We start from the raw sequence: 23,783 nt of genomic DNA on the forward strand, positions 1-23,783 counted from the left end.
TGCTGGGCGTGCCACTTAACAATCCAGTAGCCGCATTGAAGCTCAACCAGCTTGGTTTAATCACCGCGCTCAATGTCAGTACATCGCCCACATCGGTATCACTCGCCGCAAAGGTGTAGCTGTACGCCGCATCTTGAGTGGCGGCAGTGATAGCTGTTGAACTAATCGTCGGCGCATCGTTGACGTTGGTCACTGTGATACTGAAGCTTTGCTCTGCCGTTAAGCCGTCCGTGTCGGTGACTTTCAGTGTCACCGCATGGCTGCCCACATCGGTATTGCTTGGCGTGCCACTTAACACGCCCGTAGCCGCATTGAAGCTCAACCAGCTTGGTTTAGTCACCGCGCTTAAGGTTAATGTGTCGCCCACATCGGTATCCGCAGCCGCAAAGGTGTAGCTGTACGCCGCATCTTGAGTGGCAGCTGTGATGGCCGTTGAACTAATCGTCGGCGCATCGTTGACGTTGGTCACAGTAATGCTGAAGCTTTGCTCTGCCGTTAAACCGTCCGTGTCGGTGACTTTCAGTGTCACCGCATGGCTGCCCACATCGGTATTGCTTGGCGTGCCACTTAACACGCCCGTAGCCGCATTGAAGCTCAACCAGCTTGGTTTAGTCACCGCGCTTAAGGTTAATGTGTCGCCCACATCGGTATCCGCAGCCGCAAAGGTGTAGCTGTACGCCGCATCTTGAGTGGCAGCTGTGATGGCCGTTGAACTAATCGTCGGTGCATCGTTGACGTTGGTCACTGTGATACTGAAGCTTTGCTCTGCCGTTAAGCCGTCCGTGTCGGTGACTTTCAGTGTCACCGCATGGCTGCCCACATCGGCATTACTTGGCGTGCCACTTAACAATCCAGTGGCCGCATTGAAGCTCAACCAACTTGGTTTAGTCACCGCGCTGAATGTCAGTACATCGCCCACATCGGTATCACTCGCCGCAAAAGTGTAGCTGTACGCCGCATCTTGAGTGGCAGCTGTGATAGCCGTTGAACTGATGGTCGGTGCGTCATTAACGTTGGTCACGGTAATGCTGAAGCTTTGCTCTGCCGTTAAGCCATCCGTGTCCGTCACCCGCAGCAACACGACATGGCTGCCCACATCGGCATTGCTGGGCGTGCCACTTAACAATCCAGTGGCCGCATTGAAGCTCAACCAACTTGGTTTAGTCACCGCGCTGAATGTCAGTACATCGCCCACATCGGTATCACTCGCCGCAAAAGTGTAGCTGTACGCTGCATCTTGGGTGGCAGCAGTGATGGCCGTTGAACTGATGGTCGGCGCATCGTTGACGTTGGTCACGGTAATGCTGAAGCTTTGCTCTGCCGTTAAACCGTCCGTGTCGGTGACTTTCAGTGTCACCGCATGACTGCCCACATCGGCATTGCTTGGCGTGCCACTTAACAATCCAGTGGCAACATTGAAGCTCAACCAGCTTGGTTTAGTCACCGCGCTCAACGTCAGTACATCGCCCACATCGGTATCCGCAGCCGCAAAGGTGTAGCTGTACGCCGCATCTTGAGTGGCAGCAGTGATGGCCGTTGAACTAATCGTCGGCGCATCGTTGACGTTGGTCACGGTAATACTGAAGCTTTGCTCTGCCGTTAAACCGTCCGTATCCGTCACCCGCAGTGTTACTGGGTGTGCACCCACATCGGCATTGCTTGGCGTGCCACTTAACAATCCAGTGGCAACATTGAAGCTCAACCAGCTTGGTTTAGTCACCGCGCTCAACGTCAGTACATCGCCCACATCGGTATCCGCAGCCGCAAAGGTGTAGCTGTACGCCGCATCTTGAGTGGCAGCAGTGATGGCCGTTGAACTAATCGTCGGCGCATCGTTGACGTTGGTCACGGTAATACTGAAGCTTTGCTCTGCCGTTAAACCGTCCGTATCCGTCACCCGCAGTGTTACTGGGTGTGCACCCACATCGGCATTGCTTGGCGTGCCACTTAACAATCCAGTGGCAACATTGAAGCTCAACCAGCTTGGTTTAGTCACCGCGCTCAACGTCAGTACATCGCCCACATCGGTATCCGCAGCCGCAAAGTTGTAGCTGTACGCCGCATCTTGAGTGGCAGCTGTGATGGCCGTTGAACTAATCGTCGGTGCATCGTTGACGTTGGTCACTGTGATACTGAAGCTTTGCTCTGCCGTTAAGCCATCCGTGTCGGTGACTTTCAGTGTCACCGCATGGCTGCCCACATCGGCATTGCTTGGCGTGCCACTTAACAATCCAGTGGCCGCATTGAAGCTCAACCAGCTTGGTTTAGTCACCGCGCTTAAGGTTAAGGTGTCGCCCACATCGGTATCACTCGCCGCAAAGGTGTAGCTGTAAGCCGCATCTTGAGTGGCAGCAGTGATAGCCGTTGAACTAATCGTCGGCGCATCGTTGACGTTGGTGACCGTGAGATTGAAAGCGGGCAGGCTCGCACTGAGCACTCCATCACTCACACTGATCACTATTGCCGTCGTCACACCGACATCCGCATTCGTTGGTGTACCGCTTAATTCCCCTGTTGCCGTATTAAAGCTCGCCCATGCAGGTCGATTCGTAATGTCAAAGAGCAGGCTATTACCATCCGCATCTGCACCTGTTGGCACAAAGCTATAAGGTGCACCTTGAGCCACATTCGTCGCGGGTATTCCCAAAATAGTCGGAGCACTATTCACCACAACCTCGAAGGTTTGAGTACTAGTATTACCCGCACCATCTTCGAGCGTAAGGGTGATGGTACTGGTACCCGAGCCAAGCGCAGTCACAGTCACACTTCTGTCGGCATTGCTTCCTGCTAATACAACATCCGCCAGTGGGACCACTGTGGTATCTGAACTCGCTGGCGTCACAAGAATATCCGTCACAGCGGTTACATCATCGGCAATAGTAAACGCGAGCGTAGATGAACTCTCGCCAGGTTGAATGTTTTGATTATCAATTACTGAGGAAGTGGGCGCACTCGTATCAATAGTAACAGATAGAGCGCTCGATGCGACACTGCTATTTCCTGCGATATCAGTAGCAACCGCTGTGATGCTATGGGTGCCCGCACTCACGTTGGTCGCACTAACGCTCCAATCACCACTGCCATCCGCATTGACAGTGCCAAGCTCACCATCAAGTTGGCTGCTAAGGACGACACTGGCACCAGCCTCTGCGGTCCCCGTCAACACGAGTGTTGTATTCTTGGTGATATTATCCGCGAAACTCGTCCCCGAATCGCTTGCTGCATCCAGATCTGGCGTAGATGGAGCAGCTGGCGCCGTTGAGTCTTGAGTAATAGTAGGGACATTCTGGGGTGCGGAAACATTGCTCGCTGCATCGCTGGCAATCACAACGAAATTATTGTCGCTGTCCGTCGATAATGAGGCACTCAGAGTCCAAGTGCCCGCGACCACTATAGTGTCATCCAACACAGTCGCGTTATCGGCAACACCGTCATTATCCACATCGGCATAGAGGCTGATTGTCACCCCATCGTCAGGGTGCGTTCCGCTGATCAATGTCGTTGCCAGATTGGTACTTATAGTGCCAGCAGGCGCAGTAACAATAGGATCGACGGGAGCCGTCGTATCGACAATCACATCGACACTGCTCCACTGGCTGTAGCTTAAGTCGGCATCATTGCTACCCGCATCCCGCATAGTGTCGCCATTAAGTGCTATGCCATTGGTATCGACAATTAAACCACTCGCCCCCGTGTTATCACCCGCTTGGACTGTATATCTATAGGTCAGCACACCGCCGGTAGCAGACACGAATACCGCTTGACGAGCCACACCATCGATATCGAGCGACAGTGTAGAGAGTGTGCCAGAAACAGTCACATCCTCGGTCAAGGTGACAGTGATATCGATAGTGCTGCCGACACCATAATGCCCATCGCTAACGGCGACGACATCCACTGTAGGCACTGTGGCATCTTTCGATATGGTATCGGTCACGGCGGGGCTAAAAACATTACCCGCCGCATCTGTCAGGGTCAGGCTCACTGTCAAAGTGCCATCCCCTAAGCCACTCACATCTATATTGATGAGCTGTTGTGACGCACTCACGACGGCAATAGTGCCAGTGACAGGCGTGCCTGAACTGCCGGTAATAGTGTAATTTGCGCTGGTTCCCACCTCCGCACTCGCTAAGGTCAGGCTAATCGCATTTTGATTTGCCTGAGTCACCGACGTCTGGTCAAAACTGACGCTCGAAATAGTTGGTGCATCCGTATCGACCGAGTGTGCGGTGCCGGCACTATAGGCACCGAGTGCATTACCCGCATCATCGACAATATCACTCGCTGTGTGGCCGACCTTCAGACTACCCGTACCCGATATGCCATTAACAGTGACGGCAATACCGGTTCCAGAGCTAGCGGAAACGCTCGAAATAGTACCAGATACGGTGCCTGTGCTCACCAGGGCAAAATCATCCGTCGTCAGGCTATTCACCGATTCGCTAAAGGCGAGGTTGAATATCACACTGGCATCCGCCGCGGCACCTCCTGCAGGGGCCGAGCTGGTTATCGAGGGAATTTGTGTATCGAGCGTAAGCGCAAGTGCCGTCGACACCGCGCCAGTATTGCCCGCAACATCGGTCGCAGTGGCCGTAATATTATGCGCTGAATTACTGGTTAATAGCGGCGTGGTAAACGACCAATTTCCAGAACCATCTGCCGTTGTTGTACCCAATACACCATCGATGCTGCTCGTGAGCGTCACAGTACTATTCGCCTCGGCGCTGCCTGTGACTGTCGGGGTGGTATCGCTGGTTAAATTATCTGTACTGATGATCCCGGAATCGGAAGCCGTGGCAAGATCGAGCCCCGAAGGGGCTAAAGGTGGATCACGATCGACAGCATGGCTTGCGCCACCGGAATAAGCGGCGGTATAGCCATTGGTGCCATTACCATTACCGGAAGCATCTTGGATATTGGAATTCACCTTGACATCGAGTCTCAGACTACCTGTACCACTCACAGTATTCACAGTCACATCAACACTGGTGCCGGATGCCGCAGAAACACTGGCAATACTGCCACTTGCCGAACCTGTTGCCGTAAGAGCAAAATCATCGGTAGATAGATTGCTCGCTATCTCATCAAAACTCACAGTGAACACTAGACTAGCCGCATTCGCTGCGGGCGATCCCGTCACGACAATCCCAGTCACCACCGGTGGTGTAACATCGGCAACGGTAAAGTTCCAATCGGTTTTATTGCTAATCCCAGCGTAAAGGTTACCCACCAAGTCGGTAATAGCCCCATTAGCGATTTGAATGTAATAACTGGTGTTTTCAACTAGATTCGCGGTTGGGTTAATAGTCAACATGCCACCAGCTGTACTTAACTGTCCCGCATGTGCAGTCACATCAATGGTCGCTACGGCCAGATCATCGGCGTCGTAGATCACTATATTGCCGGTACCGAGTTGAATATCTTCATTCATAGTCAGCACAAAATTGGCACTAACTGCCACCCCAATATCGCCATCTAGTGGGTTAACACTCTGTACTGTTGGCGTGGCTGTATCTATCGCATAGTTATTGGAATCCGTTGTGCCTGTGCCTGCATTACCAGCCGCATCGGCCACCCCAGTGTTATCCAATGTAATGATGTTGGTTGCATCCGTCACACTGGCGGTTGGCGTCAAAGTCGCCGTCCAGGTAATGCCCCCGTCACCGCTGCTGACCACAGTTAAAGTGCCGTTGGCAATAGTCAGATCCGCATTGGTAAAACCAGTCACTGCCTCATTAAAAGTGAAGGTCACCAGGGACGTTTCACCAACCGCTAATGCAGTGTCCGCGACGACTATTGTGGCCGTTGGGCGTGTTGTATCTATGGCATAGTTGTTGGAATCCGCTGTGCCTGTGCCTGCATTACCAGCCGCATCGGCCACCCCAGTGTTATCCAATGTAATGATGTTGGTTGCATCCGTCACACTGGCGGTTGGCGTCAAAGTCGCCGTCCAGGTAATGCCACCGTCACCGCTGCTGACCGCAGTTAAAGTGCCGTTGGCAATAGTCAGATCCGCATTGGTAAAACCAGTCACAGCTTCACTAAAAGTGAAGGTCACCAGGGACGTTTCACCAACCGCTAATGCAGTGTCCGCGACGACTATTGTGGCCGTTGGGCGTGTTGTATCTATGGCATAGTTGTTGGAATCCGTTGTGCCTGTGCCCGCATTACCAACCGCATCGGCCACTCCAGTGTTATCCAATGTAATGATGTTGGTTGCATCCGTCACACTGGCGGTTGGCGTCAAAGTCGCCGTCCAGGTAATGCCACCATCCGATGAACTCACCGCACTTAATGTTCCATTCGCGATGGTAAGGTCCGCATTGGTAAAGCCAGTCACTGCCTCACTGAAAGTAATGGTGACCAATGACGTTTCACCAGCACCCAAAGCTGTATCAGCAACAACCAGTGACGCGGTTGGCCTTGTACTGTCAATTGCATAATTGTTGGAATCAGTTGTGCCTGTTCCCGCGTTACCTGCTGCATCTGTGATGCCAGTATTATCCAATGTGATGACATTAGTAGCATCGGTAATACTGGCCGTCGGTGTTAAAGTTGCAGTCCAAGTAATACCACCATCACCAGAACTCACCGCGCTCAGTGTTCCATTGGCAATCGTTAAATCTGCGTTAGTAAATCCTGTCACCGCTTCACTGAAAGTAATAGTGACCAACGAGGTTTCACCAATCGCCAGTGCAGTACCGGCAACCACTATTGAGGCTGTGGGGCGAGCAGTATCAATTGCATAGTTATTGGAATCAGTCGTTCCGCTTCCTGTATTACCAGCAGCGTTTTGTACACCGGTATTAGCTAGAGTGATGACATTGCTGGTATCCGTAATACTGGCTGTGGGTGTGAAGGTGGCCGTCCAAGTAATGCCGCCATCACCAGAACTCACCGCACTTAAGCTTCCATTAGCAATGGTTAAATCAGCATTGCTAAATCCAGTCACCGCTTCGCTGAAGGTGATTGTGACTAACGAAGTTTCACCTGCTGCAAGAGCTGTATCAGCAACGACAATTGATGCCGTAGGGCGCACAGTGGATATGGCGTAATTGTTGGAATCAGTAGTACCCGTTCCTGCGTTGCCTGCAGTATCGGTCACACCAGTGTTATCAAGTGTGACCAGGTTAGTGGCATCCGCAATACTGGCTGTCGGCGTCAATGTCGCCGTCCAAGTGATGCCTCCATCGCCAGAACTCACCGCACTCAAAGTACCATTCGCAATCGTTAAATCGGCGTTAGTAAAACCTGTCACCGCTTCACTGAAGGTGATTGTCACCAGAGAGGTTTCACCGGCTAACAAACTTGTATCCGCCACAACCAGCGAAGCCGTTGGACGCAGGCTGTCAATTGCATAATTATTGGAATCAGTAGTTCCGCTTCCTGCGTTACCTGCTGCATCTGTTACACCGGTATTATCCAAAGTGATCAGGTTGGTGGCATCGGTAATACTGGCGGTTGGCGTCAAAGTCGCCGTCCAGGTAATGCCGCCATCACCAGAGCTCACCGCACTCAAAGTACCATTGGCAATGGTTAAGTCGGCGTTGGTAAAACCAGTCACCGCTTCACTGAATGTGACGGTGACCAATGAAGTTTCATCTACAGCCAGTGCGGTATCAGCAACCACTATTGAAGCAATGGGACGAACCGTATCGATTGCATAATTGTTGGAATTAGTAGTACCTGTTCCTGTATTGCCTGATGCATCGCTTACACCCGTGTTAGCAAGCGTGATGACATTGGTGGCATCAGTAGTACTGACCGTAGGTGTAAAGGTGGCTGTCCAGGTGACACCACCATCACCGGAACTCACCGTACTGAGTGTGCCGTTGGCGATGGTTAAATCTGCGTTAGTAAATCCTGTCACCGCTTCACTGAACGTAATGGTGACCAGCGGGGTTTCACCAATCGACAGCGCTGTATCAGCCACCACAATTGATGCTGTGGGGCGGGCGGTATCTACGGCGTAATTGTTGGAGTCTGTTGTACCCGTTCCAGCATTGCCTGCGGCATCGGTCATGCCAGTGTTGTCCAGTGTGATCAGGTTACTGGCATCAGTAGTACTGGCTGTGGGAGTCAATGTAGCCGTCCAGGTAATGCCTCCATCACCAGAACTCACTGCACTCAAAGTACCATTCGCAATCGTTAAATCCGCATTGGCAAATCCCGTCACCGCTTCACTGAAAGTGATGGTAACCAGCGAGGTTTCCCCAACCATCAAGGCGTTATCGGCAACTACAATTGTTGCTGTTGGTCGCGATGTATCAATAGTGAAATTACCGGAATTGGTGGTGCCGCTTCCTGGTGTTGATGTAGCAACGCTGCTGACGCCAGTCATGTTAACCGTAAATACGTTTGTTGCATCGGTAATACTAGCTGTTGGTGTGAAAGTTGCCGTCCAGGTAGTGCCACCATCACCAGAGCTTACAGCGCTCAGTGAACCATTTGGAATAGTGATATCAGCATTGGTAAAACCGGTAACCGCCGTTGAAAATGTAAAAGTGACTGTGGAGGTTTCGCCTGCTCTCAGTGCTGAATCCGATAAGTTAACGCTGCTGAGTGTTGGGGTAACAGCAGGCGGTGTATTAACAGCGCCTTGGATGGTAAAACTTCTGAACTCAAACTTGGCGACGTCAGCCGCTTGGGTACAGTTTGTACTGCAATCAAAATAGAGCTTAAAACCTGTCAGCTTAACCCCGGAAAATGCGGTTAGTTGCCCCGATTCGAAAGTAAAGGATTCACCGAAAGTACTAGTGCCATTTATTGTAGAAGAGTTGACCGTGCCCCCCCCCCGAACCATACCCACAATCCGCACATTGGTGAAGTTATGGGTATACTCTCCACTACTTAAGCCTGTGAGCTCAAACGCAGTAGTATTGGTTCCGTCTGCCTTTAAATAGAAATAGTGATTACTATTAATATTGGGAGTACCGGTCGAGATATAAGCAATGCTGCCTCCATAAATTCCAACATTCTGTATACTATTATTTCCATCCGTTGCCGTTAATCTGAAATCGGTAGTACTAAGTTCTGTAGTGAGATTTCCTGACCAACCAGAAAATGTTTTTGTACCATTCGAAGCCGCTAATACACCCGAAAAATCCCTTAACGCCTTCTCAGAAAACGCCAACGTAGATTCAATATTTCCGCGGGTAACTTCTAAATCCCAGTCGCCCTGTAATTCGGCATTACCGGTTAAATTATTGGAAGCGGCAATATCCAAACCCGTGTTATTGCTAATGATATCCAGCAGCGCTTCACCGGTTTCGTTTGCGGCCAGATCGCAACCGTAAAATAATAAATCGCCACCTTCACGCACCGCGCCTTTTAGCGCGGCAAATGCGTGCACTTCATGCTGGATTGTCTCCGGGGTAATACGTGAATTACCGAGCAAAATAGCACCCGCTTGTGCGTGGGAGACCACATGAATAGCGGCGAGATTTTTGTGTTCATCAAGTACATTAATTAATTGCGGTAATCCAGCGATAGAAGAATCTAACTCTACCAATTGCATGCCCGGTTTAAGGGCGCGACGCAATACCAATTTATCAGCCTCAGTCACTGCGCCATCAACAATCACCAGCTCACGCACCGGATGTGCACTCTGGATATCCAGTTGATCGCCAGATAAATCAATTAGATCCTGTGGTAAAGAGGTGTCTGAACGCAATAATAGATCGGTCGATGCACTTATCGATGCATTCAAATAGGATCGCTGATAACTCGGCGCTGCAATAGCACCAGCACCATAGAGTCCGAATGGTAATAACAGCGAGGAAAGCCCACTAAGCAGTGCGTGTCTCATGATAAGTGATTCCCTTCATTTTTTGCGTTAGGTGCTACAGGTTTTTTACTTGCAATAATATTGGCTGCAGTGCCAGTACTATCCAGCCAGAAGTCCATTTCTTGATACTTCATAAATAAGTCAGGCGGTAAAATACTGCGCCTACTTTTGTATTCCACTTTCCGCTTAACGCTATGCAAACCTTTGACCCCAAGATTGTGGTCAAACTCATTTTCAGCATAGTCGACATGATTAAAATCGTGTTCGAATTGCGGTTCGCCAATAAAACGATAGATTAACTCCAGCGTGCGTGCCGGATGCTGGGTAAGCAGATCATAATCCACTAATAGCAAGCGATCAGAAAACTCGCCGTAATAGGCTTCCTTTAGTGCCGTCCATGCACTTCCAACCGCGCCACCAGCATTGATTAATGACTCGCAGCGGCTATACACAGTCTGGCGCGAGGCCGAATTGAACATACGGCTGTAATCAAAAGGGTTTTTACGGTAAATCACTTCAAAACTATCCATAATCCAAGCCGGATTGCGCACACAACAAATCACTTTAAAATCATCAACCAGCTCTACCAATTGGTGCAAACGGGCAGTCCAGTGACGGTTGGTGTCGAAAATCACCGGATGGCTTTTATCTTGGTAATAAGCATCAATTAATGCCCGACAAATGACCTTACGTTTATGTTCATCGAAAAATGAATAGGACTCACTACCCGCCCCCATTTGTTCGAGGGCGCCATTCACAAGCCCTGCCACAGGGCTACTCATAGCCGCATGAAAGCGTGGATTTTGCCGAAGTATACCTGCGAGCAGCGTCGAGCCTGCACGCGGTAAACCTGAAATAAAATGTAATTTGTTTGGCATCAATGTGACTTACTAATTAAAAATATTTATTAAAAAAACTTCCCGACAAACATGCCGGGAATCATTCATCAATTAATTGCGTGCCGGAAATACACCATAAAGGGCAATGCAATAATTCAATGCCAGAAATGGCTGACGGTTTTCATGGGGTAGACCACCACCACTTATACCTAAAGTCTGTGGTGCCATAGCGGTATTTAATGTACCCGGTGCGGTCTGCATATAGTTGACGATACCACTGCCACCACGAATATCCTTGGCCAGATAGGTATTCGCTGCCGGAGAAGGCAAAGTCCCCTGATTATTCAAACCGGTCAGCGTGTGGTTGTGTGCTGGCATTTCAGTGGAGATCAGCGTCACCCCATTTTCGCCAAACTGTTCACCCCAATCCCATATTCTCAGCCCGGGCCCCTGACCTACGCCCGCAACGACCTGCCCCTGCAAATTAGGCAATTGGAACGTGGTTGTACCATTGCCACCATACGTAATTCCGATAATTGAAAACAATGCGGTATTACTTGCGATTGACAATATTTGGCCATTACACAGCGCCCAATTGTGGGGAGCGAAGCTGAATGGCAACAAACGGATTTCACCAATAAATGGATCCATAATTTCGCTCCTTAATTACGCGATGGGAAAATGCCTTCAATACATATGATGTAATTTATCGCTGTAGTAGGCATGATGTTATTGTGTGGTTGTGTTCCCCCTGAGGCTTGCACACTGAGTGCATTCATAACTTGGAGATCGGCACCGCTAGATGGCAAAGGAGCATAAATATTATCGGTATTACTATGAGCAAAGACATTACCCGTAGGGCTGGGTGATGTGGAGGAACTTGCTGTGCTCGCCGACAAACTATGGCTGTGTGAAGGTATTTGCGGCGTTAATAAGGTCACGGATTCAACACCAAACTGCTGACCGATAACTCGGGGAGTCAGACCTGGGCCATTACCCTGCCCAACCGGAAGGCGACCGCGCAAATCCGGCAGCTGGAAAGTGGTGACTCCATCGCCGCCGTATGTCGTTCCAATCAGAGCGAAAAGCGTCGTCTGCTCACTAATACTTAATAGCTGACCCGCGCACAACATCCAACCCCTCGGTGCAAAGCTACCCGCAAACAGACGGATATCACCAATATAAGCATCCATAGTGATTCTCCTCTAGTTACGTGAAGGGTAAATGCCTTGAGTGGCAATGCAATAATTCATCACCAGCGAAGGCTGACAATTTTCATGGGCTTGATTGCCGCCGGTACTGGATACCGTTGCAGGGTCCAACGCTTGTAAACTTGCAGCGGACCCATACAAATTGACCTCACCTGCTGCATTTTTGGCGGCGGCAATATTATTGCCTGCAAGCAACGTGGTATCGCCGACAGTAGAACTGGCCATCACAAGGTGATTGTGTACTGGCAGGTTGTTAGGTACTAGGGTTACATTTTCAACACCCGCCTTACTGCCCTGAGGCAAACCTGCACTAACATTAGGGTGAACTGGTACGCGACCACGTAAATCCGGCAACGCAAAAGTATTGATACCGTCGCCACCGTAGGTCGTACCCAAGAGTGAAAAAAGCGCTTGGTTGGTGTTGATTGGCAATAATTGCCCTGCACACAAAGTCCAATACTTAGGTGCCCAGTTGTATGGGAGAAGCTTAATTTCTCCGAGAAAAAAATCAGACATCCATGACTCCTTAATAAAAGTAAACCTATCTATACATCATCTGTTTGATTACACACGCTTTCCTCTTCCCTCAAACAACACTACCTATGGTGATGGCCACGATAGCCACTCTTGAGTTGGTGATATTTCAAAAGGTGAGAAACCCAAGCGAAGATATAACTGTTTCGCACGCATATTTTGTCGATCAACGCTTAGACTCACACTCGCCTCTTTTGCTTGGGCATAGGCTTTTACCGAGTCCAAAATGACTGAACCATAACCATAGTCACGAAATTGCGGTGCGATGACAAAGTCGACGATATGGACACCGTTAGCAGAGGGATTAAGTATGATTTTGCCAATAGAAATTGATTGATATTCAATGATTAGAGTCACCGCTTGAGGGTATTGGGCAGCGTAACTCGCTTGCTGTAAGCGGTATTGTTGTTGTACTAACAGCTCTCGTTGCTGTGGGGGAAGCGGTAATAGAGACAATTCCGTCCTTGCAGAACAAAATAGTGCAAATACAAAAGCATCGTCATTTTTATACGCATAACGCAATGAATAGGCTTTAGGTAATACTATGTCTTCTACCATCAAATACATTCCCTGTAATAAGTAACTCTAAACAGCGCTTTATAGTTCTTTAATTCGTCGTGGCAGCTCGGGATTAACGGGCAAAACTCAACAAATCGAATGACACAGGTTTAAAGAGTGGCTCAGGGGAATGCGTTCGCAGAATAAAACGGCTAACGGCTTGAAATGACATGATTGCATTTTCCATCCCTAGAATAAAAACGTTAACTTGCTGATATTTTTTAATATAGATAGTTGGCTAAAGCTAGTTCACATCACACAAAAATACAAGATTCATGTTAACTTTTAGTTTCAAAAAGGTGAGGATTAGACCAGTTACAATAACGGTGGATCTGTTCTTTTTGCTTAGCCGAAAAAAAACTTTGTTTAGATTGTGAATCTGCTACAAAGGGCTGCGTGGCTGTTTTAGCATGTATTAACTGACATTGTTCAACTTGGCTGCACTCTTCTTTAGAGAGAGCCAACGAAAACCAATTTGCGATTTTATTCGCTATCGCGGGTAACAACTCCTGATAATCCACGACCATCACTTGGTTACGCTGACTCATCTCTAACCCATAACCCAATAACAAGCGCAATACCTTACATTGATAATCCAGTATCGACTCCCCCTCCTCTGGTACTGATAATTCAAGGAATAAAGGTCGAGACGGTTGTCGCACCATATGATATCCAGCAGACTTTTGCTGTGAGGCTAAGATCTCGACGGGGTCCCTAAGTAGCAATAACACGGGAACTTGAGGATAAAGTGATAGGATCAATGGCCAAAACTGCAAATCCCACGCATTCCATTTAATCAACAAATGCTGTTCAGGATGAAACAACTGACCTTGGGTATTAATGCAAAATATTAAAGCTGCGCGTCTTTCAGTGTCTGATAGGTTCCTATCCAATAGCACTTGAGTCAGCAAAGGCGATTCAGATAACGCCCTGCATTTAGATAACCCCGCAAAACTGCGCGACACTAAGGTAGAGCCACAGCGGGAGAGGTGAAAGATAAATCCGGCAGGCTGCACTTGTTCTACTAGTCCCGAAAGATTTGGCGCAGGTAAGAGAGCGGTTTTAGGTTTGATCAAGGCTGACAATAACTGACCCCGCACGGCAGAAATATGCTCAGAGTAGAAAAGATGAATCGGTTTTTCTGCGGCGGACATCCACTCTAATACTCTGCGTTTAGGGTCATAGTCTGCTGGCGCCCAAAACTGGCAGAAGAGTGAATAATCCGGCTCTATCCTTTGTCGATTACCTGTATGCAAGATGGCCAGTAACGTATCATCGCCACAATCTGGTAAGTGCCAAAAAAGCCGCAAATATTGGCAAAAGTTAGTGAGAGTCATAACCTTGCCAAGCTCCCTCAGGACGGTTGGATTATGAACTAACAACCAATAGCGTTGCTCCTGCTCTTTAAAATCAACCATTAGCAAGCCATAGGATAAAAGTTAATGTATTGCACCATACGCGGTAACGTCCCACGATTAGGACTGGCGCCGTGGGGCAAGGCATGGTGCCAAATGATTAAATCGCCCGCTTTAGCCGCGATTGGTTTAACTGGCCAGCGTGACCAATCCTGTTGCTGAAGCTCAATATCAGACTTGTTCTGTTCGAGAAGCCACTCCTCTATCTTGAGATGAAATCCGGGGACACAACAAAATGCACCTTGCTCGGCACTAGTATCGGTTAAATAAATTAACCCTTGAGTGCCAAACTCAACGGGTAGCTGCAGTGGCATATCCCAGTGCATATCTGGCCCGGGAAAACGCCAAGTTGGTGTTTCAGGTGGATTAAAGCTGACTCTATCGGTTGTCATAACTAAATCCGTTCGCTGCCATAGCTGTTCAAACACTTGACGGATTTGGGGGACTTGTCGATTCGCATCTAGTTGCGGATGGCGAAACAGTTGTAGCATTATTTTCTGCATAAACTCATGAGCTTGATACCAAGTGGCGGGATCTTGTTCATTGGCACCTAACTGCTGCCAAATAAAATCTCGAGTTGCGGCGCATTGCTCTACCGTGAGCACCTGCGGAATCACTAAGTAGCCTTCACTACGCCAAAAATTGAGTTGTGACTCGCTGAGTACTGCCGCCGGATTTGAGTCTTCAACCTCTGCTGAATTGAAGTCTTCGACTTCTGGTACAGTGACCGATGGCGTTAATCCATGGGAAATAGTGCTTAATTGCTGATTAATCGCAGCAATATCCGCAGCTGTCAGCTTGGCTATTTGCTGAATGTAAGCGACAAAAGCTGACTGATGGTCATGTTGATATAAGGCTCTCAAACCAGGCTCTAGCCCTATTCCACAAAGATCCAGCAAGGTTTTATCTAAGTGCCATTCATTAGCCAGTTCAATGAATGACTCCCCCCGTTTGCGTAGCTGTATCTTTTGCCAAAGCCGCTGCAAATGATAAATGCCTAAGCAGCTCAGATCGTCACTCGACACAAGCACAGGTTTTTGCGCTATAACATCAAACACAAAATCGGGATGAGCGCCCTGCTCATATCGGAAAGCCAGGCATGAAAGAGGCTTAAGCCAATGCTCGCGTCGATATCGAGGTAACGTGAGTTGAGATTGGTTTTCGCTCAACTTCGATTCACCATAAACTTGAATGCTGGTAGTAAACTTAAGTGTTACGGCACTCAGACTGAAATCGGGCAATAGTAATGTACCAGCCAAGAAGCTACGGTCTCCACTGGCAAGTAAGCGCGCAGTTTGCAGGTTGAGTGCAAACAAAGGTCCTAAATAATGCGTCTCCACAAAATCCTGCACAGTACGACACTCAAGCCAAGCGTCTAACTCAATATTTTGCGGGATGAGCACACCATCATCTGCAAGATACGCCTGTAAATGGGTAAAAATTTGCACTTGCGGCTCCTGTTGCAACAAGTGCTTCATGGTTTCGGAAAGAATCACATCAAACTTTACGACTGTATTTGGCTGCCAAAGCGTGGCATCCGCACAGACACTCTCCACCACACGATCAGCTAAATCAAAGTGTTCAATAAGTTTGGTGACTTTATCTAACGAGGCTTGATGAATGTCGAGCAAAGTCACTTGAATTTGACTCGCAGAAAATAACGGCAGCAGAGGTAATAATAACCAAGCAAAAGGCCCAGTCCCCGCATATAAGATGTTCACAATCTGCCCGGGATGAGCCTTTAGACGATCTTGTATTGCTTGATAAATCCCTTGTATAAAGACTCGACCCCGTTCGGGATCTTCGGCACACTGCGCCGCGGTAGTGAGTGACACCGCCTTACCAAAAGGCGTATGGCTCGCCTCAGTATCCAAAAAAGACTCGGGGTGTAACTCCACTGCTGCTATTTGGCACAACTGCTTCAGCATGGGATCGATGAGTCGTTTAGACTCCCCTGCTGAGGTTGACAGCAGTAGCGCATTAGCAAACTGAGTTAATACAGCTACATCCAAACTATGCCCTAATTCAAGCTCTGATCTTTGCAGCATCGATTAACTCCCTTAACCAAGTATTGACCTCGCAATCAATCACTAAATTGATCCGCGCATCCTGCCCTTTATTTTCAACCCAATGGACTTGGTCGGCATTGATATACCAAAGCTCTCCGGCCTGCATGGGTACACGTTTATCGTCCACGTAAAAATTGAGTTGCTCATTCGTTTGCAGTGGCAAATGTAATCTTGCCTCGCCTTGTTCTAGGCAGAGTCCTTGATCTCTATGGGGTTTGATTTCTGCCCCCGCATGTAAGCGCATCAAACGCACGGATTTCACTGGGCAGGCTAAGGATTGCAGAAAATGGCATAACGCAGGGCTCGATTCGAGTTGAGGCAAATCTTGCCAGTGCTGACCGGTAGAAATTGAGAAGGCTTGCAAGATAGGATGAGCACCGCGATACTCTGCAGCACAGCGTAAGACGAGAACATCCCAACCCCCCATATAATCACGCTGATTTACATGGGGTAACCAGTCTTGTTGCAGCAAAGCATTCAACTCTTGCTGTAAACTAAGGGAGTTTGAAACTTGAGCTAATAGGGCAAAAGAACAGATATCCATATCCAACCGCTTAATTTTCAGACTAAAAATAATTAATCATCCAAGACTAGCACAAAGATTTAAGCATACAAGTGACTCGAATCATCGTCATCACTGAGTATTACGCAGTGCAACAATCAATGCTAAGCGTGATTCAGTTTTGCAAAAATAGGAAATACCCATGTTTAACTGGAAGACTATCGATACGGTTCTGCTCGATATGGATGGCACCCTATTGGATTTGCACTTCGACAATCATTTTTGGCTGAATTTAGTACCGCAGGAATTGAGTCGACAACAAGGTGTGAGCCACAACGAAGCGCAGCAATTAGTTGTGAACGCCTATGAGAAAGTCGTAGGCACACTCGATTGGTACTGTCTCGATTATTGGCAGGAGCAGCTAAAACTCGACATTATGGGTTTGCATCGCACTTTGGTGGATCGCATTCAGCTGCGCCAAGACAGTATGCCGTTTTTGGCGGCCTTAGCCGCTGCGGGTAAACAGCGGATTTTGGTGACCAATGCCCACCCTAAGAGTCTCGCCCTAAAGCTTGAACATACCGAACTAGCAACAGGGCTCGATGCCATGATTTCCAGCCACGAGACGGGCTATCCCAAGGAACACCCACAATTTTGGCTGACCTTGTTTGAAAAGTTTCAACTTGAGCCGAGTCGCTGTCTCTTTATCGACGACAGCGAACCCATACTCAAGGCCGCTAAACTTGCCGGTGTGGGTCATCAATTAGGGATTGCTAACCCAGACAGTAAAAAGCCAGTCAAAGTCTTTCAAGATTTCCCCGCGATTACCGACTATCACTCGCTACTCAATGATCTAACACGATAAAAAGACAATAAAAAAGGCACCTAAGGTGCCTTCGTTTTCATTCATAGTGCAGATCTATCATCGCGCGCTGAAACAGCGCTATAGCCCAGGAATACGACCCTGATATATCACAGGGAAATAACCGTCGCTGCCGCGTTTGCCTAGCATACCCAGTGACTTACGCATATCTTCTGGTTGCTCAGCCGTTTCTTTAATCTTAGCTGCTACTTTGACCATATTGCCTTCGTCTAACTGCAAGGTGCCGACGATACCGAGCTGGTTTTTGGCTTCATCTGTGGCTAATTGCGCTTTGCCATCAACGCAACTCAGGCCGAGTTCGATATTACCTAGTGGATAATTGCCAAACTGGTTTTTAACGTTGGTTTGATTCAAAAACAGCTTACCAGACAACTGCTCGCACCAAGGTTTACCTTGCTCTAACGTCTCGACTAATAGGCTAACTTCACCGGATATTTCGGTTTTAAAGGGCAGTTTTGCATTGCCGAGTAAAAAGCTATCTGGCGCTTCGAAACGTAAACCCTGCGCACTTAAGCCGCCCATGGACCAAGAGATTAATCCTTTAGAGCTAACCGGCGTTGCACGGCTGCCCACTTGAAAATCAACTTTAACTTTACCTAACAACAAGGCCCAAGGGCTGAGATCCCAACGCACTTGTTCTAACTGGCGTTGCGGCATACTTAAGGTTTCTATGCTGCCAGACCAAATACTGCCGCTCACACCCGAAACACTGATATTGGCAGGTAATGGCGCTAACGCTATCGCAATCTTAGCGGGAAATAGAACGACTAAAAATACTAAATAAATCAGTACGCCTATGATGACTTTTTTTATCAAACTCACAGCTACACCTTAATTTATTGCGACAGTTGGATACGTCTGACTTTGACATAGCCAGGGGCATCGGCCTCTGCCAAATCAACACTTTCGAGTGAAAGTCCTTTTTTCTGCACTAACTCACTCAAATAACCTAACAAGGCATCAAAAGGAACATCGTCCATCCACACTTGGATCTTATCGCCTTGGGGCTGCATGCGAGTAATCACTAACCCATAATTGCCCGCAGTCTGGTTAACCACTGAGCTTAAACTGCCCGACATAGTCGGTTTAGCACCGTTCTGCTTCAAACCCGCAATTTTATTCGCCGTTTGTTTTACATAGTTCAACGTCTGTTGCTGTGCAGTGAGGTTACGTAATGCATCGGCTTCGGCAGTGGCGATTGGCGTCCAAATACCCCAATAAAAAATACCTATGACTAAGAATACCGAACCAAAACCGACTAACTGCTGCTCGCGCGATGCAAGCCCTTGCCACCAAGTCCGCAAATTATCCATCTTATTTGCTCCTCAAGGTTAAGGTACTGGTGACTTGATCTTCACCGCTGTTCATAGTGCCGCCGTCGAGTTGGAAACGACGCCCAACGATCTCTTTAAACTTCTCGATTTGCGCGTAGTTTTTCGCACTCACTTGCATGCGGATCTCGTTACGCGCGCTTTCGAATCTTAAGCTATTAGGTTTAAGTTCAGGTACTTGCTTAAAGGCATCCTGCAAACCATCGAGCATGGCAAAAAACTCGGCGCCACTGCCCTGTCCCTGCAATGCGCGTAATTGACTTTCCATCTGCGAACGCAGGTTAACAATGCGCGAATTCCCCGGCACCACTTGCTGATAAATGGATTCGCTCTGAGCTTTAAGATCGGCAATCTGACCATTGACTTGATGTATGGTCAGCCCTTTATTCACTAAGGCCAGCACACAAGCGATGGCGATAACGATGGCAGTGCTCTTCCACATCATCAACTGTTTGCTATATTCACGCTTAGGCGTGTAAACGCCGCTCAGTAAGTTCACTGGCGCATGCAAAATACCGCGGGCTAACACTAACATAGGTAGCTCAAGTGACTGCGGCTTAAGCTCAACACCTTCGAGTTGCATGTTGGTATAACTGGCGACAGACACTTCGCCCTGTGCGGGCCTAAGTTGCTCCAGCGCAATCGGTAACCAAGGCAAAGGTAAACTCTGGCCCGTGGCTAATCCGGTACGCAGTAATAGTTCATTACCAAAATTCATTGCCGCCCATTGGCACTCTTGCAATGGTAAGGCTAAGCAATCGGGTACGATGCGTTTCACTTTTAAACCCGCTTCGGTCAAACAACTCAGCCAAGTCTGCATTTGCTCATGGGCCACGGCGACCACGCTTAAGGCATCGCCATCACGCGGGCCGACGGTAAAATGCATGGCATCCACGTCCTCGGCTAAAGCTTCTTCGAGCATAAAGGGCAAGGCTTTCAAGGCTTGGCGTTGGCCTTTTTCGGGTAAATGCACGCTAGTGAGTGTCATTGCCGCGGCGGGCACTAACACATCGACGGGACGGTTACCCGCACGCTCAGTTAAGGTCGACAAACCTTGGGCATTGGCGAGCTCGCCAGAGGCGATAATTTCCTGTTCTTGCTCAGACCAAACGAGCCATGAGCATGCTTGCTCTGCTGTTCTGCCCAAGCGAATAAATAGCCGTTCACTCACAGTTTTTCTCCACCAGTCCCAGTCAAGAAAGCGTGACTGAGCTCGTTGCTATTATTTTTGTCCACCAGATTCTGCCGGGTGAGCACTTCCATTACTTCTGGCCACCAACATCAAGCCCTGCCGGGTGAGCACTGCCATTATTTTTGGCCACCAACATCAAACCCTGCCGGGTGAGCACTGCCATTATTTTTGTCCACCAACATCAACCCCTGACGTGTGAGCACTACCATTATTTTTGCCCACCAACATCAAACCCTGCCGGATGAGCACTTCCATTATTTTGGGCCACCAACATCAACCCCTGACGGGTGAGCACTGCCATTATTTTTGGCCACCAAACTGACGGGTGAGCACTTCCATTTTGTTGCCGCCGCCCTTTTTGAGCACGCTTTCCATTCTAAATACGGCGTTATCGACTTTCGCCCCCGAGGCCAACAGAAAATATTGGCTATCGATGACAAAACTCGACTTCATGGCACCTTCCCACTTGATCGAGCCCATAGATGAGCTTTCATAAAAATCTTCGATTTTGTCAAAACCATCGCCGGGACGTTGGTTGATGATACTTTCTGCTTCGCCGACCGAAATCTGATTATCGAGCATGCCAGCTAATAACGCCGCTTGCTCAACTTCTAAGGTATTGACGTTAAGCAATTGACTATCATTGCCTGGGATAACACAAACATAGGGCAAGAGTTTCAAATAGATATCTTGGGTGTATCCCATCACCGCCCGTAACTCACTGCGATGATTCATCAGCGTATTGGCCGCACGGTAAGGTACATTTCGCGCTTCGTATTCGGCATCTTCGGCACCATAAGGGCTGGCCGTGGTGTCATCGTCGATATAATCTTTTAAGGTCTGAGTCAGACGGTCCGCACTAAAGTCGTCCATCCCTAAGCTCACCAACAAAGCCTTATATTGCTTCGCCGCCAAGGGCAGCTTAGGTTGACCGTTTTCCACCTCTTTCGTGGTCGCCGACAAGGCGTTTAAATTAAAACAGGCGCGCATGTCAGTGATCTTGCCCGCGATTTCACCGTATTCCGCTGGAAACACTACATCGGCCATGGCCCAATATTGCTGCCTGTGGACTCGACCTTCAGAGTCATCTAAATCTTGTTTTAAAATCTTCTTCGCCAATTCTTCGGCGGAAATCGCATACCAATAAGCTTGATCGTACTGAGCCAAGTTTAAGGTTCGGCGCATGGACAACTGATTACGGCCAGTGATGTTTGTCGCGATGATCACCACCATAGCCACTATCAAGAGCACAACAATCAGTGCAACGCCGCGCTGTTTAGACCGAGATTGGGTTCTCATTCGCGGCCCTCTGCATCAGGATCACCGTCTCCGGTATCGCCAGAATCTGGGTCACCGGAACCATTGCCTGTTCCACTGCCATCGTCGTTTTTATCTTTGTTAGCATCGTCTGGATTTTCGTCTTTATTGTCTTCATCCTTGGACTTGTCTGGTGCGGCAGCACCTAGCGGCAGCAAGAACTTACGTTGGATCTTGCCTAAGCCTTCAATCTCAATTTCCATGGCGATCGCTTTAGGCAACTTAGTCGCCTCGACTTTGCGCTCCCATTTGTCATCCATAAAGAAGGAATATTCCACCGACAATACTTTATCTATGACCACTGTCTTAATCGGCTCGGCACCAAATTCAGGCTCAGGATAAGGAAAATACCAACGCTCCAGTCGCCCTTCGTGCACCACATACGCCACAGACTGTAAGCTGCCCCGCGGTAATAAACCGTCGGGATTTAACCAACCTAAACGGTAAAACACTAAGGCTTCTGATTCCGAGTCTAAGATATCATTGCCCGTTTGGAAGACGGTCGAACCTCGACCCCCTTCGAGTAATCTGGGTGTACGCGCCACCATTTGGGCGAGATCACGCTCAATCGCACCAAAGCCTTGCTGCAGGGCCTTAAGCCGAGTAGAGAAAGTGCGCGTCACTTCATCGTTAGTCAGCACAGTGCTGAGCACGGCATTAGAAGCCAAACCTATCATGGCGAAAATCGCGATGGCGATCAGCATTTCTAGCAGGGTAAATCCCCGCTGCACACTAGTCAGTTTTAAGGACATAACTGCTCACTTGTGCTGCAATACGCTGATATCGTTCATCTTCACTCACGCTAATCCGGATCATGCGAAAATTATCGTCCGTGGTTTTCACCACTTCTTTACGCCAATACCAATCCTTTCCTGCAAGTTCGACTTGGCCTTCTTTTTTACCGATTTCAGGAAACTGCGGCTCGAGTCTGGCATCAACCATCTGATTATCGGCCACCCACTGTGCCAAAGTACGCGATTCCAGAATTGGCATGTTGGCCATCTGCTCGCCCAAACTTTTAGTGATCGACACGGCCGCAATCGAAAACACGGCAAGGGCCACAATCACTTCGAGTAACGTCATGCCCTTAGCGCGTTTCATCGGGACGCCCTATGGTTAATCTGCCCAGCGCATCGCCGACCACTAACGCTTCGGCCTGCTGACCTTTGTCAGTTTTGGCGATAAACGTCAGCTCAAAAGCGCTCATTTCACCGCTCGGGAATAGCATGACCTGTGGCTCAGGATGTTTCTTCTTGTCATCGGCAGAGGGCTCAATCAGTGGTTCTTCAAACCAAGAATCGTCTTCTTCATCGTCTTGTACCAAAGGCAAACCATCAAGCACTAAGTTCATCACGACACCCGGCTCCATCTGCTTTTCAGACAAGAGCCTGTCTTTATCCAAAGGCTCCCACTTACCGTCTTTATAAAAAACAAACTGATAACTGGTTTTCTCAATCACAATCCCAATAAATTGGCCACTCAAAACGGTCTCATCGAGCACCATTTCAGTGGCAGCGATAAACTGCCGCGCCGTTCTATCTAAGGCCTGTTGTGGGCCCGAATTGCCGATAGACATAGTCACGGCCGCTGCCGTGAGTCCCATCAACAAGATCACTAGCATCACCTCCATTAAGGTGAAACCAGCGTGGCGCAGCTTTAACATCTTATTGGAAATTCTGTAAATTCCAGTTACCGATGTCATCTTCGGTACCTGGTTGACCATCTGGGCCTGCTGTGAATATATCTAGCTTGCCGTTTTCGCCAGGGCTGAGCAGCAAGTACTTATTGCGCCATGGATCTTCTGGCAGACGTTTTACATAACCATCTTCACGGTAATTACGTGGCTCAGGTGAAATCGTTGGCTTTTGCACTAAGGCTTCTAAACCTTGTTCGGTAGTTGGGTAGATGCCGTTATCTAACTTGTACATATCTAAGGCATTTTCGAGCGCGACTATGTCAGATACCGCTTTTTGTTGGTCAGCTTTATCTTTGTTACCCATTAAGTTAGGCACCACCATAGAGGCTAAAATCCCTAAAATAACGATAACTACCATCACTTCGAGTAAGGTAAAACCTTGATGTTTCTTGTTCATTTGCATCGACTACTTCTCCTAAAAAATCCTATGCCAATCGACTTGGTCATAA

General features: G+C 48.6%; 18 protein-coding genes. 1 reads left to right on the forward strand and 17 read right to left on the reverse strand.

The annotated features are described in order from the left end of the window. From MO387_RS04735 to MO387_RS04775, 9 genes are all read right to left on the reverse strand, one after another. Nucleotides 1–9,808: Ig-like domain-containing protein (locus MO387_RS04735; RefSeq protein WP_242326107.1), on the reverse strand; the 9,808-nt coding region annotated here is incomplete at its 3' end. Continuing rightward, complete coding sequence (locus tag MO387_RS04740) at nt 9,805–10,665, reverse strand: sulfotransferase (RefSeq protein WP_107946248.1); 861 nt, start codon at nt 10,663–10,665, stop codon at nt 9,805–9,807. The genes MO387_RS04735 and MO387_RS04740, both read right to left, overlap by 4 nt. A gap of 72 nt (nt 10,666–10,737) precedes the next feature. Continuing rightward, nucleotides 10,738–11,277, reverse strand: coding sequence for a tail fiber protein (locus MO387_RS04745; protein WP_107946247.1), 540 nt, complete (start codon nt 11,275–11,277; stop codon nt 10,738–10,740). 11 nt (nt 11,278–11,288) lie between these two features. Then, on the reverse strand, nt 11,289–11,819 hold the full coding sequence (locus MO387_RS04750) for a tail fiber protein (protein WP_107946246.1): 531 nt from the start codon (nt 11,817–11,819) through the stop codon (nt 11,289–11,291). 12 nt (nt 11,820–11,831) lie between these two features. Further along, complete coding sequence (locus MO387_RS04755; RefSeq protein ID WP_107946245.1) at nt 11,832–12,353, reverse strand: tail fiber protein; 522 nt, start codon at nt 12,351–12,353, stop codon at nt 11,832–11,834. A gap of 84 nt (nt 12,354–12,437) precedes the next feature. Further along, nucleotides 12,438–12,929: a GNAT family N-acetyltransferase gene (locus tag MO387_RS04760; protein ID WP_159074993.1), complete on the reverse strand. Its 492-nt coding sequence runs from the start codon at nt 12,927–12,929 to the stop codon at nt 12,438–12,440. Between the two features lie 278 nt (nt 12,930–13,207). Further along, nucleotides 13,208–14,347, reverse strand: coding sequence for a sulfotransferase family protein (locus tag MO387_RS04765; RefSeq protein WP_107946243.1), 1,140 nt, complete (start codon nt 14,345–14,347; stop codon nt 13,208–13,210). Beyond that, the gene (locus MO387_RS04770; protein ID WP_107946242.1) at nt 14,347–16,392 is read right to left on the reverse strand and encodes a phytanoyl-CoA dioxygenase family protein; all 2,046 of its coding nucleotides are present in this window, start codon (nt 16,390–16,392) and stop codon (nt 14,347–14,349) included. The genes MO387_RS04765 and MO387_RS04770 overlap by 1 nt, the downstream gene beginning before the upstream one ends. After that, on the reverse strand, nt 16,370–16,957 hold the full coding sequence (locus MO387_RS04775) for an aspartyl/asparaginyl beta-hydroxylase domain-containing protein (RefSeq protein ID WP_173497006.1): 588 nt from the start codon (nt 16,955–16,957) through the stop codon (nt 16,370–16,372). Before MO387_RS04775 ends, MO387_RS04770 begins: the two co-directional genes overlap by 23 nt. A 160-nt stretch (nt 16,958–17,117) precedes the next feature. Here MO387_RS04775 and yrfG point away from each other — a divergent pair, with 160 nt between their 5' ends. Continuing rightward, the gene (gene yrfG / locus MO387_RS04780) at nt 17,118–17,780 is read left to right on the forward strand and encodes a GMP/IMP nucleotidase (protein WP_107946240.1); all 663 of its coding nucleotides are present in this window, start codon (nt 17,118–17,120) and stop codon (nt 17,778–17,780) included. A gap of 78 nt (nt 17,781–17,858) precedes the next feature. Here the strand turns inward: yrfG and MO387_RS04785 are convergent, their stop codons facing one another. The 8 genes from MO387_RS04785 to gspG form a co-directional block, all read right to left on the reverse strand. After that, nucleotides 17,859–18,620, reverse strand: a complete 762-nt coding sequence (locus MO387_RS04785) for a type II secretion system protein N (RefSeq protein ID WP_107946239.1) — start codon at nt 18,618–18,620, stop codon at nt 17,859–17,861. A gap of 14 nt (nt 18,621–18,634) precedes the next feature. Beyond that, nucleotides 18,635–19,111, reverse strand: coding sequence for a type II secretion system protein M (locus tag MO387_RS04790; protein ID WP_107946238.1), 477 nt, complete (start codon nt 19,109–19,111; stop codon nt 18,635–18,637). A gap of 1 nt (nt 19,112) precedes the next feature. Next, on the reverse strand, nt 19,113–20,300 hold the full coding sequence (gene gspL, locus MO387_RS04795; protein ID WP_107946237.1) for a type II secretion system protein GspL: 1,188 nt from the start codon (nt 20,298–20,300) through the stop codon (nt 19,113–19,115). A gap of 321 nt (nt 20,301–20,621) precedes the next feature. Continuing rightward, complete coding sequence (gspK, locus tag MO387_RS04800; RefSeq protein ID WP_107946236.1) at nt 20,622–21,620, reverse strand: type II secretion system minor pseudopilin GspK; 999 nt, start codon at nt 21,618–21,620, stop codon at nt 20,622–20,624. Continuing rightward, entirely contained in the window at nt 21,617–22,390 is a 774-nt protein-coding gene (gene gspJ, locus MO387_RS04805) for a type II secretion system minor pseudopilin GspJ (RefSeq protein ID WP_107946235.1), read from the reverse strand. Before gspJ ends, gspK begins: the two co-directional genes overlap by 4 nt. Then, nucleotides 22,371–22,739, reverse strand: coding sequence for a type II secretion system minor pseudopilin GspI (gene gspI, locus MO387_RS04810; RefSeq protein ID WP_006083643.1), 369 nt, complete (start codon nt 22,737–22,739; stop codon nt 22,371–22,373). The genes gspJ and gspI overlap by 20 nt, the downstream gene beginning before the upstream one ends. Next, nucleotides 22,726–23,301, reverse strand: coding sequence for a type II secretion system minor pseudopilin GspH (gene gspH, locus MO387_RS04815; RefSeq protein WP_011848173.1), 576 nt, complete (start codon nt 23,299–23,301; stop codon nt 22,726–22,728). Before gspH ends, gspI begins: the two co-directional genes overlap by 14 nt. Before the next feature lies 1 nt (nt 23,302). Next, on the reverse strand, nt 23,303–23,737 hold the full coding sequence (gspG, locus tag MO387_RS04820) for a type II secretion system major pseudopilin GspG (protein WP_006083645.1): 435 nt from the start codon (nt 23,735–23,737) through the stop codon (nt 23,303–23,305). Between the last annotated feature and the right edge of the window lie 46 nt (nt 23,738–23,783).

It is taken from the genome of Shewanella sp. N2AIL (assembly GCF_022690845.1).
GTDB lineage: Bacteria > Pseudomonadota > Gammaproteobacteria > Enterobacterales > Shewanellaceae > Shewanella > Shewanella baltica.

Bases quoted from the DNA above. Each gene is read 5' to 3' on its own strand.
- gspH (WP_011848173.1), bottom strand. From the start codon at position 23,301: ATGTTAAAGCTGCGCCACGCTGGTTTCACCTTAATGGAGGTGATGCTA.
- gspJ (WP_107946235.1), bottom strand. From the start codon at position 22,390: ATGTCCTTAAAACTGACTAGTGTGCAGCGGGGATTTACCCTGCTAGAA.
- MO387_RS04750 (WP_107946246.1), bottom strand. From the start codon at position 11,819: ATGGATGCTTATATTGGTGATATCCGTCTGTTTGCGGGTAGCTTTGCA.
- MO387_RS04765 (WP_107946243.1), bottom strand. From the start codon at position 14,347: ATGGTTGATTTTAAAGAGCAGGAGCAACGCTATTGGTTGTTAGTTCAT.
- MO387_RS04770 (WP_107946242.1), bottom strand. From the start codon at position 16,392: ATGCTGCAAAGATCAGAGCTTGAATTAGGGCATAGTTTGGATGTAGCT.
- MO387_RS04790 (WP_107946238.1), bottom strand. From the start codon at position 19,111: ATGGATAATTTGCGGACTTGGTGGCAAGGGCTTGCATCGCGCGAGCAG.
- yrfG (WP_107946240.1), top strand. From the start codon at position 17,118: ATGTTTAACTGGAAGACTATCGATACGGTTCTGCTCGATATGGATGGC.
- MO387_RS04745 (WP_107946247.1), bottom strand. From the start codon at position 11,277: ATGGATCCATTTATTGGTGAAATCCGTTTGTTGCCATTCAGCTTCGCT.
- gspI (WP_006083643.1), bottom strand. From the start codon at position 22,739: ATGAAACGCGCTAAGGGCATGACGTTACTCGAAGTGATTGTGGCCCTT.
- gspG (WP_006083645.1), bottom strand. From the start codon at position 23,737: ATGCAAATGAACAAGAAACATCAAGGTTTTACCTTACTCGAAGTGATG.
- MO387_RS04775 (WP_173497006.1), bottom strand. From the start codon at position 16,957: ATGGATATCTGTTCTTTTGCCCTATTAGCTCAAGTTTCAAACTCCCTT.
- gspK (WP_107946236.1), bottom strand. From the start codon at position 21,620: ATGAGAACCCAATCTCGGTCTAAACAGCGCGGCGTTGCACTGATTGTT.
- MO387_RS04755 (WP_107946245.1), bottom strand. From the start codon at position 12,353: ATGTCTGATTTTTTTCTCGGAGAAATTAAGCTTCTCCCATACAACTGG.
- MO387_RS04760 (WP_159074993.1), bottom strand. From the start codon at position 12,929: ATGGTAGAAGACATAGTATTACCTAAAGCCTATTCATTGCGTTATGCG.
- MO387_RS04740 (WP_107946248.1), bottom strand. From the start codon at position 10,665: ATGCCAAACAAATTACATTTTATTTCAGGTTTACCGCGTGCAGGCTCG.